This is a genomic window from Spiroplasma endosymbiont of Amphimallon solstitiale (assembly GCF_964030965.1).
Lineage (GTDB): Bacteria > Bacillota_I > Bacilli_A > Mycoplasmatales > VBWQ01 > Spiroplasma_E.
Genome location: NZ_OZ034999.1, coordinates 720,181 through 733,557 on the forward strand (window position 1 = coordinate 720,181; position 13,377 = coordinate 733,557).

The window sequence follows — 13,377 nt, forward strand, 5'->3', positions numbered from 1 at the left end:
TTCTTTAATTATTTTTAAATTATTACATATAAAGGGGGTTATATATTACATACATAACTTATCAATAATATTATAACATAAATAAATTAATTATTAAATATAATTTTTATTTACGTATATGTGCTTTCACTCATCAAGAGTGAAAGCACAATATATTACGTATACGTATTAATAAAAATATATATAAGCCTTTTATCACTGTAGGTGATAAGGCTTATACGTAATAAAAATATGTATTAGAAAGGAATAATATATGCCAAATATTAGTTTAGATTTAAAAAGTAAAATAAAAGAAACAAATAATGGTGGAATATTATTAGAAATTGGTGAATATGAAACATGATTTTCTATTAAAGATACTACTATTAATAAAAATAATAAAAAAATAACATTAAAAATAATTGAATATTTTAATTATAAATTAGGTAAAAAATCAATGACAAAAGATATTCAAAGTATTAAAGGTAGTGATATTTTAAAATATATTAAAAATATTTCAGATATTACTACTAATGAAAATGAATTAATATCTTGTGAATTTTATGAACAATATAATGGTTATTATATTTTTACAAATGATAAAAATCAAGAATGTTTTAAATATAACATTACATGAGAACAAGATATGAAAAGTTTTAAAATAAATAATCCATATAAAGATAATGATAAACCAATAAATTATATTGTTACACCAATGAAAGATATAAATACTAATAATGAAAAAAGAAAATATAGAAAAAATAAAAATTATTGAAGAATTGATTTATTTAGAAAAGAAAAAATTTATTGAAAATCCTACTATTTTAAATTACCTGAATTGTAAAATTAAAAAGGACACTTATATAAAAATTAAATTGTGTTAATTCTATAATTAAGAAAAGAAAGGAATTAGCACAATGTATAAGTATCTGACTATTGAATCAATAATAGCAATAAAAGAATATAAAAGTTATGGATTTTCGATTCGTAAAATAGCAAAAGCCATTGATTATAGTAAATCAACTGTACATAGAGTTTGTAGATTATTAAATCAAAACTTATTACCATTAGAAATATTGAATAAAATTCAAAAAAATAAACAAAATGCAGGTAGAAAATTAATAATTTTAACTTTAATAGAAATTAATACTATTAATCATTTGTTAATTACTAAAAATTATGCTCTTGATATAATTGCTAATTTTTTAAAGGAAAATAAAATAAAAAGTATTTCAACAAAAACTTTATATAACATGTTTAAAACAAATCGAATGGGTTTTGATGAAAATAACTTATTGAGAAAAGGAAAAAATAAACCTCACAAACAAAAAGAAACTAGGGGCAGAATTAATAATTGTAAGTCTATTCATGAAAGAAATTTAATCATTCCTAATATTAAAAATATAGAAGAATTTGGTCATTTAGAGGGTGATACTATCATTGGTAAAGATCATAAAAGTTCTATTATTACTTTAGCTGATATATGATCAAAAACCCAATTCCTTTAGCAACTAAAAATAATAAATCAGAAAATATTACAAAAAGTATAATAAAATTTATTTCAAAGTTACAAAAAGGAACAGTTAAAACTATTACTTTTGATCGTGGTAAAGAATTTAGTAAATGAAAATTAATCGAAAAAAATTGTAATGTTAAGATTTATTTTGCAGATCCTGGTAAACCTTGTCAAAGAGGTTTAAATGAAAATAATAATGGTATTTTAAGAAGATATTTACCAAAATCTACAGATCTATCTTCATATAAACAAAAAGATTTAAATACTATAGCATTTCAAATTAATTCTACACCCAGAAAATCACTATCTTAGAACCTGTTTAGAATCTTTTTAATAAAACTGAAATAAATGAAAGAACAACCATTTGTAAACTAGTATTTAGTTTTCTTTCACAATTTTTTCATAATCTTCTGTATTTTTCTAATCAAGCAAAGCTTCGTTCTACAATTCATCTTTTTGGTAATACTACAAAAGTATGTAATTCATTACGTTTTATCACTTCAACATTTGCATTTATGATTGTTTTGATTTCAGAAGCAAATTTTTCACCAGTATAACCAGCATCTACTATTATTTTTTGAACTGCAGAAAGATTTTCTTTTTCATTTTCAATCATTATTATAGCGCTATTACGATCTGTTTTTTCCTTTAATTTTGTAGAAAAGTAATGATACATGATAAAGTGTTATTTTTAGAGAATTTTTACACTAAATAATGTTACTTTTAACAAATTTTTAATTAAAAATAATATTTTAAGTGTAAATTGATGAATAATTTTTGGTCATCCATACTTTTCTACATAATTAAAAGTTTTTTCTGCTGTGGTTATGTAAATTGCATGTGGTAAACCTTGAGAATCAACAACAATATGACGTTTTATGCCTGAAATCTTTTTACCAGCATCATAACCTTTATTTTCGGTAGTATCTGTATTTTTAACACTTTGCGAATCAATTATACAAAAACTAGTTTGTTCTTTGCGATTATTATTGATACGAATTTTTTTAACTAATTTTTTTTAAAATTAATTGCAATACACTAGGTTCTTTACCATTATTTTTACTTCAAATTTGAAAATAATAATATACAGTTTGTCATTTTGGAAAATTTTTTGGTAGCATTCTTCATTGACAACCACTTTTTAATACATATAAAATTGCACAAAATACTTCATATAAATCTAAACTTCTTGGTTTTGTTTTCTTTTTGCTATTTTCTAAAATTGATTTTATGTTCTCAAATTGTTCTTTGGTGACATGACTTGGATAATTTTTATGCATATATACCTCTTATTTTAAAATATATAATCATTTTACATTATTTTCGAAAAGATTCTAAACAGGTTCTTATAAAAGACCAATAGATTTAATACAATTATTTTAAAAAACTGTCCCATTTATATTTACAATTCAGGTTATTTACTTAACTTATATAAAAAGATATTAAAAATGAGAGTATTATCTCTCATTTATCTTTTTAATAAAAATTAATATTTCAAAATTATATGATTAACAGTAAAACTAAATAAATATAATCTGTTAAATTCTAACTAAAGGTTACACCTTGCAAGTTAATATTCCATACTCGATCACGGAAACATTTAACTGTATCAATGCTTCAATTAATGCTTACATAAACATTTTCTTCATCATGTCAAATATGAATATAACCATGTAATTCAAGAAAGGCTCCTCAAAATCCAACATCATAATAGTAACTAAGCTCAAATATATTTTTGTTTCTATCATTATTAATATCATTAGTACTAATACTTAATTGCGAACCTTTTAATTTTTGATCAGTATAAGTATTACAATAAAGACTAAAATACGAATTATCACCAAAACTTAATTTACTAAACTTATTAGAAAAACTATCTCAATCTGGTGCATAATTTGTTCAATTAGATAATAGAGTAATATCGGGGCTGGTTCAAGTACTTTTTAATGAACCAACACTATTAGTTTCACTATAATTATAATTTAGTTGATCATTATTAATAATACTACTATCAATAGTAAAATCAGCAACTATCTTCCCTTTATAAATAGTTTCATCACCACTAATAGTTACTTGTTGATTGGTAATATCATCTTCACTAAATTTAATTGCATCTAACTTTACATTTGGATTACTTTTACTAATCGCAGTTTTAATTTCTTCAATATTTGGGGCAATGTTTAGTAATCTGTGTAACTTACAAAAATAACTATGTTTAATTAATTCTAGTAAATATAATTAAATGACTAGAAAGAGTGAGTTACAAATGGCTAAAAAACAAAATATTAATAATAATGATCCAATATCAAAAGCAGTAGATTTATTATTAGAAAATACTGAAGATTTAACAACAGTTTTTAAAGAAGGGGGTTTATATAAAGAATTAACAAAACGTTTAGTTGAAAAAATGTTGAATTCTGAAATGCAAAATTATTTAGGATATGAAAAAAATCAACATAGTAATACTGAAAATGCTCGTAATGGTACAAGTTCAAAAAAATTAATAACTCAACAAGGTAAAATTGAGATTGATGTACCAAGAGATCGCAATAGTGATTTTACTCCTGTAATAGTTGCAAAAAGACAGCGAAGATTTGATGGTTTTGATCAACAAGTGCTTTCACTATATGCAAAAGGTATGACTCTATCTGACATTAGAATGCAGTTACAAGAGTTATATCATGGTGCTGATATTAGTGAAAGTGTTATTAGTCAAATTACTGATGATGTTATTGATGATGTCAAAACATGACAAAATCGACCATTAGAAAGCGTTTATCCGATTGTTTATTTTGATTGTATAGTAGTTAAAGTTCGACAAGATAAACGGATTATTAATAAATCAGTTTATATAGCATTAGGAGTTGATTTAGAAGGTAAAAAAGATGTTTTAGGCTTATGAATTAGTGAAAATGAAGGTGCTAAATTTTGATTAGCTAATTTCACAGAAATGAAAAATCGAGGCTTAAATGATATTTTGATTGCTTGTAGTGATAATTTAACAGGCATGTCAGAAGCAATACAAGCAGTTTATCCTAAAACAGAACATCAATTATGCATTGTTCATCAAATTCGAAATAGTTTAAAATATGTTTCATACAAACATCGAAAAACTCTAGTTACAGATTTAAAACCAATTTATAGTGCATGTAGTGAAGAACAAGCAATGCAAGCTTTAGAATCATTTGAAAGTAAATGAAATAAACAATATCCCCAAATTGCTAAATCTTGATATAAAAATTGAGAAAATTTGATGATTTTTATTAGTTATCCTGCAGAAATCAAAAGAGTAATTTATACAACAAATGCTATTGAATCTGTTAATAGTCAATTACGAAAAGTTATTAGAAACAAAAAAGCTTTTCCTAATGATATGTCAGTTTTTAAAATATTTTATTTAGCAATTGAAAATATAACAAAAAAATGAACATTGCCTATTCAAAATTGAAATACAGCAATTGTTCATTTTATGATAAAATTTGAAGACAGAATTAATCTGAACTAGTACTTTGTAAAACAAAGATACACAGATTACTAAAAAGCCTCATATTTGGTTTTGATAATCCATTAGTTTTAATTGTTCCTAAATTTAAATTTTTAAAAACATCACTTAAAAGTTCTGTTTTATCACAATCATAAGTAACAACAATAGTATCATTGCTATAAAATTTACCATCACCATTAATAACTGCACTATTATCAGTAATTTTATCAACTATAATTTTGCTTACATCAAGATTATAGTTAGCGGTTTTAAGTGCTGAAATTAATTGTCCTTTACTTGGTTTGTTTTGTCCAGGAATATTAAAAGTTGGTAATTTATTATTTAAAACACTATTTAAATCAATAAGTAAATTATTAATTACTACATCAGCACCAGTGTATACATATTGATTAATAGATTTAATAGTAACACTATTATTTTGCAACGTTACTTGAATAGCATTCATATTTAACATTGAATATTGTTTTTTCAATGCACTATTAACATCTTCTAAAGTTATTACTTTTCCTATAATAGCAATTTTATCTAATCCCTTATTAATAACGTCTTTAAGAGCAATTCTAATATCAAGATTTAAATTTAGTATTACTTTACCAATATATTTTTTTTGATTTGTACTAGTAATAGTGGCACTATTAGTAGCAGTAATTTCCTTTAATTTTGTAGAAAAGTAATGATACATGATAAAGTGTTATTTTTAGAGAATTTTTACACTAAATAATGTTACTTTTAACAAATTTTTAATTAAAAATAATATTTTAAGTGTAAATTGATGAATAATTTTTGGTCATCCATACTTTTCTACATAATTAAAAGTAATTTCTATTGCAATAAAAGAAGTATCTAACTTTTCTTGGTAAGTATCACGTAATGCTCTCATTACATCATTATTTGATGGTATATCATGACCATTAGTCTTAACCGTTAAATCTTTTTTATTAATAATAGTACTTAAATCAACACTATCATTAGTACTAAATGTAACTGTTACCTTACCAGTATAAAGAGGAATAACATCATCACCCGTAATACCTATAATAGTTGCTTCTTTATTAGAAATAACATCAATTTTAAGGCGATCCATTTCTAAATTAGAATATTTTTCTTGAATACGACTGTAAACAGCTTCCACAGTAGGTTTTTGACCATTAGTACATATGCTCTTTCTAAATATCATGATGAAGTACCAGCATTTGAAGTTAAATATCTTTGTAAATTTAAGTGTTCAATTTGAGAATGCGCTCAATTAATTTGTTGTAAAAAAGTATTTCTCTTTTTTTGTTTTCAAGTCCTAATAGTACTTTCAGTTATATCTAAATAAATTAACATTCCTAATTTTGTAGGAACTTCTTTAAATTCATTACAATGAATAAAATAATTTTCTAATGATTCTCTTAATTTTTTAGCATCATTAAAAATTGTCTTATTTTTATTTTTTCTTCTTGCACATAAAAATCTCCTTTCATATGCTTTAAAAAAACAAAAATTTATGATATAATTAATATAATCTTTAAGTTAAGTGTGCCTAAAATAACTTATTAACTTTATTAATTACTTCATATATTTTTTTATTTAATTTTTATAATATAATTATAACAAAAAATAGCATTATACTGCTATTTTTTTATTTCTTTTTTTTAAATTTTAAAATTTTACTACATTTATTTTTTCAAAATTTAAATTCTGAATTTTGTTTTTTATATATAATCATGCAACCAATAAAAGCGCCAATTATATTTAAAGAAATTGTTAATCTTAAAATACCAAAAATATTATTTTTTTGACATTGTTTTATACCATCAAAAGCAAGTAATCCCAAAACAATAGTAATTGGTAAACAAATACCAAATATAATTACTCAAATGTCCATTTTTATTTTCCTTTTCTATTTATATTTTTCTTTATTGTACATTATTTTATTAAAAAAGAAAAAATAACTAATAAAAGTTATCTTTAAACGTTAAACTAGAAATACATCATAATCAATTTTATCGTTCTTTATTATTATACTCTATATTAAACATTTTTTCAACAATAATTTAGTAAATTTGATAGAATGGAATTTGCAAAAAATATAATAGAAAGGTGTTGAAATATGTTTAATTTTCAAAATTATTTGAACAATAAAATCAATGATATTAAATCATATTTTATTAAAGAAGTCGAGGATTGAGATGAAAATTTTTTTCAAAATAGAACTGCAGAAGAAAAAGAAAGATATAAAGTTTCTAAAAAACGTAATAGAACAGTAAATACTGAAATTGGATTTACAACTTTAATAGAAGAATATATTGAGATAATATAGAAAAAAGAACTCGTTATTTTACAGATGAAGAATTTAATATTGAAAAACGTGCAAGAGTTATTAAAGATTTAAAGTTAAAAATACTTAGTAATTTAATTAAAAATTTAATAACTAAAAAAACATATACACATATTCAAGCAGAATATGAATATACTTATTTTTCTAAAAATTTTATTTCAAGAATTTTTAAAAATGCAAAAATTGAAAAATTAATACCAGAACAAAAACATAAAGTATTATTTAATCAAAATTAAATATATGTGCAGATGATGCTTTTATTACTTGTTGAGATGAAAATGGTTTAAAACAGCAATATTGTTGTAGACTTTTAACTTTTAATCTTGGTAGAAAAGAAATTTATTCATATAGAAATAAATTACAAAATAAAATAACTGCATTTTTATTATTTAAAGTTAATCATGGTTTAAATCAACATGAATTATATCAATTTACAACACAAACTATTCTTAATGATTATGATATTAAATTAAATATAAATATATTAGGTGTTCAATGAGAGTATCATAATTATAATTTAGTAGTTGCTGGTGATGGTGCATTATGAATTAAAGCAATGGCTAGTTGATTAGGATGTTATTATATTTTAGATAAGTTTCATGCATTTAGTTATTTATGAAAATCTTTTGTTGGAGTTCGTGGTAAGAAAAAAGAATCTCATGACTGAAAAAAATTTTTAGATTCTTCAATTACTTTTTCAAGTGGTAATTGTAATAAATTACTTGATTTTTTAAAACTTAATGTTAATACTAAAACTTATAATTATTTTAAAAATAATGCTCATGGTATTGTAAATCAAAATGCTTCTTGAAATATTGGTTGTAGTGCAGAAAGTGATGTTTATCATTTTTTAAAATCTTTAACTAATGGAGCAAAAATATATCATCATCAAACATTAAATAATATGTTAATTGCAAAAGCAAATTATTTAAATGCTAGAAGTTATATGAATAGTACTTAATAAATTAAAACTTCATATTTTTAAAATCTAATTTTAAGATTAGTATTTTTTTGTTGTTTAAATGTAATTTTGTCATTATATTTTTAAACATTTATGTATTTTATGATATAATTAAACTAACAGAAAATAGAAATACATCAGTTTATTGTTCTAGTTGTCCCTTTCTATCCATTAAAGTTATGCGCCCATTGAATCTGAAATGAAAAAAATTAGAACGGAGGAGGAAGCAATTAAGTTAGACAATAAAATTTTTAGAAAAATATCTTTTGATAAAGAAGAATATAATGAATTTTTATTTGAATTTAAAAATAGTATTTTATGAAAACAAACTTTAAAATTTTTTAGAAATCAAAATGAACATAAAACAATTTTTTTAAGAGTATCTCATCCCAGTGAAATATTAATTACTAAATTTGTTTATTATCCTTTTATATTTTTAACTTTGTTTTTATTTTTATGATACCTTTATAAATTTGCATATATTGTTTAAAGATTGGCTATTCCAGCTTTTGTTACGAACACAAAGTTAAACATATCAAAAATAATAGTTTATACCTTTTCTTTTAAATGTATATGCTCAAATGTGTGAATATAAATATTCTATGGAAATCGATCATTTTTGGTGTTTGGATGAATTCCTTATCCTATTTCAAAAAAGCAAGTATTTTTTAGAAAAACAAAGTATTTAAATGTCTTATTTTCTTTTAAGAAAAAAATTAAAGAAAAAAAGTGTATGAAGAATGTTAAATAATTTTTTTAATCGTCTATATTTTTTAAATACTTCTAATCCTCCAAAAAATACTCAGTCCTAGCTTCTTTAAATCATTGATGTTTACTCCTATTTTTGATATAAATAATTTGTATTTAAAATAATACAAATTTTTATTGAAAATAGAAGAATATTATTCTTAAATATTTGGTAGTTTTAAGAACTTTATTCACTAAAATAAAGTTCTCTTGATTTTAGTATACAATTAAATTATACGTTTGAAGAAAGGTTGGTTGATAATGCAATTTTTTAAAAAGAAGCATATAGAACAAAAAACAACAACCATGTTTAAACAATTTTCGCAACTATCGAAAGAAGAAGTTATCCAACAATTAGATGGTAGTATGTACGGATTAAAAAAGGAAGAAGTAGAAGACAGACTTAAAAAATATGGTAAAAATGTTTTTTCTCATAAACGATTTGTTTGATACAAAAAATTAATGCACAATATTTTTAATCCTTTTATTATTGTTTTAATGATAATAGTTATCTATAATTTTATTAGTTACAGTATTATTGATACTAATACTGATAAAAATGTTGATTTGTACAGTGCTATTATTGTTTTAGTAATGATTATTTTGAGTGTTTTTATATCTTACTTTCAAGATTATCGTTCCTATAAATCTTCAGAAAAATTACGACAATTAATTGAAACAACAGCCAGTGTTTTTCGATTTAGTAATAAAAATAAAAAAATTGATTTTAATGCTTTAAATAGTGTTGCCAATTTTACAAAAGAAGTATTAATTGAAAATTTAGTACCAGGTGATATTATTTTCTTATCTTCTGGTGATATGATTCCTGCTGATGTTCGAATTTTAGTTTCAACCGATCTATTTATTAATCAATCAGCACTAACTGGTGAAACATTTCCTGTTGAAAAACATGCTATTAATACTAAAGATGATAATAAAAAAAGTAGTATCCTAGAATTAGAAAACATATGTTTTATGGGTACTAGTATTGTTTCGGGCGGTGCTATTGCTATTGTTATTGCATCAGGTGTTAATACTTATTTTGGATCAATTGCTAGTGCAGTAACTAGTAAACGTCCTGTTACTAGTTTTAGTAAAGGTATTAAAAAAGTTACTTACATTCTTATTGGTTTTATGTGTGTAATGGTACCATTAATATTTATTGTTAATGTAATTACTAAAAATAATATTTTAACAGCGTTAATATTTTCAATATCAGTTGCTGTTGGTATTACCCCCGAAATGCTGCCAATGATTGTTAGTGCTAACTTAGCAAAAGGTGCAATTAGATTATCACATAAAAAAGTAATTGTTAAAAATTTAACTAGTATTCAAAGTTTTGGTGCAATGGATGTTTTATGCACTGATAAAACTGGTACTTTAACTGAGGATAGAATTGAGTTAGTTAAACACTTAGATCCAGAAGGTATTGAATCAAACAAAGTTTTAGAAATGGCATATTTAAATAGTTCTTTACAAACTGGATTAAAAAATAATATTGATAAAACAATTGTCCAACACATTAAAGCTCATCATAATAAAATAGTTGAAATGCCCTATCGTAAAATTGATGAAATACCTTTTGATTTTATAAGAAGACGAATGTCAATAGTAGTTTCAAAAGATAAAATTAATAATACTTTAATTTGCAAAGGAGCAGTAGAAGAAATATTAAAAATTTGTACTAAAGTTGAAATTGGAGGGAAAGTAATTACCTTAACTGATAAAATTAAAGAAAATGTTTTAAAATTAAGTACGGAATTAAATAATGATGGTTTACGAGTAATTGCAATTGGCTATCAAGATTTTGCTAGTGACAAAACAATTTTTAAAATAGAAGATGAATCTAATTTAGTTTTATTAGGATATATAGGTTTTTTAGATGTACCTAAACCTAGTGCTATTAAAGCAATAACAACTCTTAATCAACACGGAATTGATGTTAAAATTTTGACTGGTGATAATGAAATTGTTACTAAAGCAATTTGTAAAAAGGTGGGGTTAGAACCAGGAATTCCTTTATTAGGTAGTGACATTGAAGATATGGATGATCAACATTTACAAGCATTAGTAAATAAAACTACTATTTTTGTGAAAATGGATCCATTACAAAAATCAAGAATTATTGATATTTTAAAGTTAAATGGTCACACTGTTGGCTTTTTAGGTGATGGTATTAATGATGCTGTTGCTTTGCATCACGCTGATGTTGGAATATCTGTTAATAGTGCTACTGATATTGCCAAAGAAGCATCTGATATTATTTTATTAGAAAAAGATTTAGATGTTTTAGAGCAAGGAGTGATCAGTGGTAGAAATACTTTTGGTAATATTTTAAAATATATTAAAGTTACTATTTCTTCTAATTTTGGTAATTCATTAAGTATTTTAATTGCTTCAATTTGATTACCTTTTTTACCAATGATGGCAATTCAAATTTTACTACAAAATTTATTATATGATATTTCTCAATTAGCAATTCCTTGAGATAGGGTTGATGAAGACTTTATTAAAAAACCACAAAAATGAAATGCAAAAAGCATTTTACCTTTTGCATTCTGGAATGGACCGCTAAGTTCAATATTTGATATAACCACCTTTTTATTTTTAGGATATGGTTTACATATCTTTGCCAATTTTGCTAATGTAGATCCTAATAGTGCTGCTGGCATATATCAACAATCATTATTTCATACTGGATGATTTATTTTAGGAGTTACTTCACAAACATTAATTGTACAATTATTACGAACTTCTAAGGTACCTTTTATTCAAAGTATGCCATCTCATCAGTTATTTTTAACAACAATTATAATTACTATTATTGGCATTAGTATTCCATATACACAATTAGGAGCTACTATTGGTTTAACACCAATTCCTTTAATTTTTTATGCTTATTTAGCTGGTGTTGTCATTGTTTATTTCATTGCTAGTCAATTATTAAAAATGATATATATAAAGGTTAATAAACGCTGATTGTAAACTAAATTTTAATTTTAAGAAAAATGTATTGGATTTTTTTAAAATTATGATACAAATAAATGTAAAACTAAAGAAAGTTTTTGTATTCCTGTTACTTTTAATAAAGTAACAGGAATTTTATATTATAGATAGGAACAGATAAAAGTATGCTAACATTAAATTACCTTATTGATCAATTTCAAAAGAAAAGAATTCAATTTTCTATTATTGAAGATTTTATGAATAATCCAAACTTTAGTGATGAGGAAGTTATTAGTTTAGATAATAACAATAGAAATGCCCTTCATAATAGTTTTTTATTAGATTTAGATGAAGGAGCAGAAATAGAAGATGAATATAACTATGATCCACATGAGGAAGGTTGAGAAACTTCAAGTGAATTAATAGAATTTACAACTAATAAAATAAAACTTATTAATTGATTAATAAATTTTAAAAAAAATGATAAAAATTTTTTAAATCAACAAGATATTGAAGGAAATTCACCCTTACATTTAGCAATTATGAAACAATATATTGTAGACTGAAAACTTGGAGCAAAGTTTAAAATATAGCAAAGCAACTAATTAATAATTCACAAGTTAATCCCAATTTAGTAAATTTGCAAAATGAAACTCCATTTTGCAAATTATTAATACAAGAAATTAATAAAGCTGATGCATATCCGACAAATGAAGAAATTCGTGAATTAGTTAATGATTTTCAAAATAATTCTCATTTTAATATTAATAGTGTTAATAATAAAAATCAAAATCTTTTACATATTATTGCTAAAAAGGGTAATAAAACTGATTTTAGAATTAATTTTGCCATCACTAAAAAACTAATTTTTATCAAATAGATGATAATGGTAATATACCTTATGAAATAGCAATCCTAAACAACAATTTTGATATGTTAGAAATAATAGAAAATTGCAAATATTTTGATATTAATACACCTATTGATAAGTTTAATAACACTATATTACATAGAGCAATTAGAAGTAATAATAAAAAAATTATAAGAACACTACTATTAAAAAATGAAAATGGTGATTTAGAAATTAATTTTGATATTAAAAATAAAAATAATGAAAAACCTTTAAATTTGAAGATATGATAATTGATTGATTACATCAATTACCAAGAAATCAAAATCAAATTGAAATGATGATTATTGATTTTTTAATAACAAATGAATGTAATTATTATAATTACATAACTAGAGAAGGATTAACTTGATGAACTTTAGCTATTAAATATAACTTAAAAGAAGTTACTAATTATTTGGTTAATAGTGTATTAACTGATATTAACAAAATAGATAGTAATCCTTTAAAAATAAAAATTATCTTTTTGATAATGAGATAAAAGAAGAAG

General features: G+C 22.8%; 12 protein-coding genes and 3 pseudogenes. 10 read left to right on the plus strand and 5 right to left on the minus strand.

Going from position 1 to position 13,377, the window contains the following annotated elements; all coding sequences use genetic code 4:
- Positions 1-253 precede the first annotated feature (253 nt).
- Together AAHH39_RS04455 and AAHH39_RS13290 are read left to right on the plus strand one after the other, a co-directional pair.
- The gene (locus AAHH39_RS04455) at positions 254-823 is read left to right on the plus strand and encodes a hypothetical protein (protein ID WP_342218997.1); all 570 of its coding nucleotides are present in this window, start codon (positions 254-256) and stop codon (positions 821-823) included.
- A 73-nt stretch (positions 824-896) separates the two neighbouring features.
- Positions 897-1,807 (plus strand): annotated as a pseudogene (locus AAHH39_RS13290) (IS30 family transposase).
- Positions 1,808-1,814: 7 nt separating this feature from the next.
- Here the strand turns inward: AAHH39_RS13290 and AAHH39_RS04470 are convergent.
- Together AAHH39_RS04470 and AAHH39_RS04475 are read right to left on the minus strand one after the other, a co-directional pair.
- Positions 1,815-2,138, minus strand: a pseudogene (locus AAHH39_RS04470) (transposase); the annotation flags it as partial.
- A gap of 165 nt (positions 2,139-2,303) precedes the next feature.
- Positions 2,304-2,775: pseudogene (locus AAHH39_RS04475) on the minus strand (IS5 family transposase); the annotation flags it as partial.
- Between the two features lie 986 nt (positions 2,776-3,761).
- On the opposite strand from AAHH39_RS04475, the gene AAHH39_RS04480 reads away from it, so the two are divergent.
- Complete coding sequence (locus AAHH39_RS04480) at positions 3,762-5,000, plus strand: IS256 family transposase (protein WP_342219315.1); 1,239 nt, start codon at positions 3,762-3,764, stop codon at positions 4,998-5,000.
- On the opposite strand, the gene AAHH39_RS04485 is transcribed toward AAHH39_RS04480, so the two are convergent.
- The 3 genes from AAHH39_RS04485 to AAHH39_RS04495 all read right to left on the minus strand — a co-directional run bounded on the left by AAHH39_RS04485 (position 4,987) and on the right by AAHH39_RS04495 (position 6,870).
- The gene (locus AAHH39_RS04485; protein WP_342218999.1) at positions 4,987-5,682 is read right to left on the minus strand and encodes a hypothetical protein; all 696 of its coding nucleotides are present in this window, start codon (positions 5,680-5,682) and stop codon (positions 4,987-4,989) included. The two genes, AAHH39_RS04480 and AAHH39_RS04485, sit on opposite strands and share 14 nt — an antisense overlap.
- Before the next feature lie 15 nt (positions 5,683-5,697).
- A complete protein-coding gene (locus tag AAHH39_RS04490; protein ID WP_342219000.1) occupies positions 5,698-6,177 on the minus strand; it encodes a hypothetical protein in 480 nt (159 codons plus the stop codon).
- Between the two features lie 447 nt (positions 6,178-6,624).
- Entirely contained in the window at positions 6,625-6,870 is a 246-nt protein-coding gene (locus AAHH39_RS04495) for a hypothetical protein (protein WP_342219001.1), read from the minus strand.
- 225 nt (positions 6,871-7,095) lie between these two features.
- On the opposite strand from AAHH39_RS04495, the gene AAHH39_RS04500 reads away from it, so the two are divergent.
- From AAHH39_RS04500 to AAHH39_RS04530, 7 genes are all read left to right on the plus strand, one after another.
- Positions 7,096-7,305, plus strand: a complete 210-nt coding sequence (locus tag AAHH39_RS04500) for a hypothetical protein (protein ID WP_342219002.1) — start codon at positions 7,096-7,098, stop codon at positions 7,303-7,305.
- A 574-nt stretch (positions 7,306-7,879) separates the two neighbouring features.
- Entirely contained in the window at positions 7,880-8,284 is a 405-nt protein-coding gene (locus AAHH39_RS04505; protein WP_342219003.1) for a hypothetical protein, read from the plus strand.
- Between the two features lie 1,008 nt (positions 8,285-9,292).
- Positions 9,293-12,016 carry a magnesium-translocating P-type ATPase gene (mgtA, locus tag AAHH39_RS04510; RefSeq protein WP_342219004.1) on the plus strand — a complete coding sequence of 908 codons (2,724 nt, stop codon included), beginning with the start codon at positions 9,293-9,295 and terminating at the stop codon, positions 12,014-12,016.
- A 146-nt stretch (positions 12,017-12,162) separates the two neighbouring features.
- Positions 12,163-12,570 carry a hypothetical protein gene (locus AAHH39_RS04515; RefSeq protein WP_342219005.1) on the plus strand — a complete coding sequence of 136 codons (408 nt, stop codon included), beginning with the start codon at positions 12,163-12,165 and terminating at the stop codon, positions 12,568-12,570.
- Positions 12,571-12,617: 47 nt separating this feature from the next.
- A complete protein-coding gene (locus AAHH39_RS04520) occupies positions 12,618-12,857 on the plus strand; it encodes a hypothetical protein (RefSeq protein ID WP_342219006.1) in 240 nt (79 codons plus the stop codon).
- Between the two features lie 53 nt (positions 12,858-12,910).
- Complete coding sequence (locus AAHH39_RS04525) at positions 12,911-13,120, plus strand: hypothetical protein (protein ID WP_342219007.1); 210 nt, start codon at positions 12,911-12,913, stop codon at positions 13,118-13,120.
- Positions 13,114-13,368, plus strand: a complete 255-nt coding sequence (locus AAHH39_RS04530; protein ID WP_342219008.1) for a hypothetical protein — start codon at positions 13,114-13,116, stop codon at positions 13,366-13,368. The genes AAHH39_RS04525 and AAHH39_RS04530 overlap by 7 nt, the downstream gene beginning before the upstream one ends.
- Positions 13,369-13,377: the final 9 nt, after the last annotated feature.